Below are 2609 nucleotides of genomic sequence, written 5' to 3' on the forward strand. Positions count from 1 at the left end.
CTGAATACATAGGGGTAAGAAGCGAACGCAGGGAACTGAAACATCTAAGTACCTGCAGGAAAGGACATCAACCGAGACTCCGCAAGTAGTGGCGAGCGAACGCGGACCAGGCCAGTGGCAATGAGGAATAAAGTGGAACGACATGGAAAGGTCGGCCGTAGAGGGTGATAGCCCCTTACACGTAGAACACTCATTGTCCTTGAGTAAGGCGGGACACGTGAAATCCTGTCTGAACATGGGGAGACCACTCTCCAAGCCTAAGTACTCGTGCATGACCGATAGCGAACAAGTACCGTGAGGGAAAGGTGAAAAGCACCCCGACAAGGGGAGTGAAATAGAACCTGAAACCGGATGCCTACAAACAGTTGGAGCCCGCAAGGGTGACAGCGTACCTTTTGTATAATGGGTCAACGACTTAGTGTGACGAGCAAGCTTAAGCCGATAGGTGAAGGCGCAGCGAAAGCGAGTCTGAACAGGGCGTTCAGTTCGTCGCATTAGACCCGAAACCGAGTGATCTAGCCATGAGCAGGTTGAAGGTTGGGTAACACCAACTGGAGGACCGAACCCGCATCTGTTGCAATAGATTGGGATGACTTGTGGTTAGGGGTGAAAGGCCAATCAAACTCGGAAATAGCTGGTTCTCCGCGAAAACTATTTAGGTAGTGCGTCGACCGAATACCCTCGGGGGTAGAGCACTGGATGGGCTATGGGGACTCACCGTCTTACTGATCCTAACCAAACTCCGAATACCGAGGAGTACTAGTCGGCAGACACACGGCGGGTGCTAACGTCCGTCGTGAAAAGGGCAACAACCCTGACCTCCAGCTAAGGTCCCCAAGTCATGGCTAAGTGGGAAAGGATGTGAGGATCCCAAAACAACCAGGATGTTGGCTTAGAAGCAGCCATCATTTAAAGAAAGCGTAACAGCTCACTGGTCTAAATAAGGGTCTTTGCGCCGAAAATGTAACGGGGCTAAAGCCATGCACCGAAGCTGAGGATACGTCGCAAGACGTGTGGTAGCGGAGCGTTCCGTAAGCCTGTGAAGGGATACCCGTGAGGGGTCCTGGAGGTATCGGAAGTGCGAATGTTGACATGAGTAACGATAAAGAGGGTGAGAGACCCTCTCGCCGAAAGACCAAGGGTTCCTGCTTAAAGTTAATCTGAGCAGGGTTAGCCGGCCCCTAAGACGAGGCGGACACGCGTAGTCGATGGGAACCACGTTAATATTCGTGGGCCTGGTGGTAGTGACGGATCGCTTAACTTGTTCACACTTATTGGATTGTGTGGGCGGGGACGCGGTTCCAGGAAATAGCTCCACCGTATAGACCGTACCCGAAACCGACACAGGTGGTCAGGTAGAGTATACCAAGGCGCTTGAGAGAACTATGCTGAAGGAACTCGGCAAATTGCACGCGTAACTTCGGAAGAAGCGTGACCCCAAGGGACGCAAGTCTGTTGGGGTGGCACAGACCAGGGGGTAGCGACTGTTTATCAAAAACACAGGGCTCTGCGAAGTCGCAAGACGACGTATAGGGTCTGACGCCTGCCCGGTGCTGGAAGGTTAAGAGGAGGGGTGCAAGCTCTGAATCGAAGCCCCAGTAAACGGCGGCCGTAACTATAACGGTCCTAAGGTAGCGAAATTCCTTGTCGGGTAAGTTCCGACCTGCACGAATGGCGTAACGACTTCCCCGCTGTCTCCAGCATAGACTCAGTGAAATTGAATTCCCCGTGAAGATGCGGGGTTCCTGCGGTCAGACGGAAAGACCCCGTGCACCTTTACTATAGCTTTACACTGGCATTCGTGTCGGCATGTGTAGGATAGGTGGTAGGCTTTGAAGCAGGGACGCCAGTTCTTGTGGAGCCATCCTTGAAATACCACCCTTATCGTCATGGATGTCTAACCGCGGTCCGTTATCCGGATCCGGGACAGTGTATGGTGGGTAGTTTGACTGGGGCGGTCGCCTCCGAAAGAGTAACGGAGGCGCGCGATGGTGGGCTCAGACCGGTCGGAAATCGGTCGTCGAGTGCAATGGCATAAGCCCGCCTGACTGCGAGACTGACAAGTCGAGCAGAGACGAAAGTCGGTCATAGTGATCCGGTGGTCCCGCGTGGAAGGGCCATCGCTCAACGGATAAAAGGTACGCCGGGGATAACAGGCTGATGACCCCCAAGAGTCCATATCGACGGGGTTGTTTGGCACCTCGATGTCGGCTCATCGCATCCTGGGGCTGGAGCAGGTCCCAAGGGTTTGGCTGTTCGCCAATTAAAGCGGTACGTGAGCTGGGTTCAGAACGTCGTGAGACAGTTCGGTCCCTATCTGCCGTGGGTGTAGGAATATTGACAGGATCTGTCCCTAGTACGAGAGGACCGGGATGGACATATCTCTGGTGGACCTGTTGTCCTGCCAAGGGCATAGCAGGGTAGCTATATATGGAATGGATAACCGCTGAAGGCATCTAAGCGGGAAACCAACCTGAAAACGAGTATTCCCTTGAGAACCGTGGAAGACGACCACGTTGATAGGCTGGGTGTGGAAGTGCGGCAACGCATGAAGCTTACCAGTACTAATCGTTCGATTGGCTTGATCGTTCCCATTGCTCATGCTCATC

The 2609-nt window shown here is 53.5% G+C and carries 1 rRNA gene; it reads left to right on the top strand.

Annotated elements, in window-relative coordinates:
- A 23S ribosomal RNA gene (locus IB272_RS34370) occupies positions 1-2589 on the top strand; the annotation flags it as partial.
- Between the last annotated feature and the right edge of the window lie 20 nt (positions 2590-2609).

This window comes from Ensifer sp. ENS08, assembly GCF_014852195.1.
GTDB lineage: Bacteria > Pseudomonadota > Alphaproteobacteria > Rhizobiales > Rhizobiaceae > Ensifer > Ensifer adhaerens.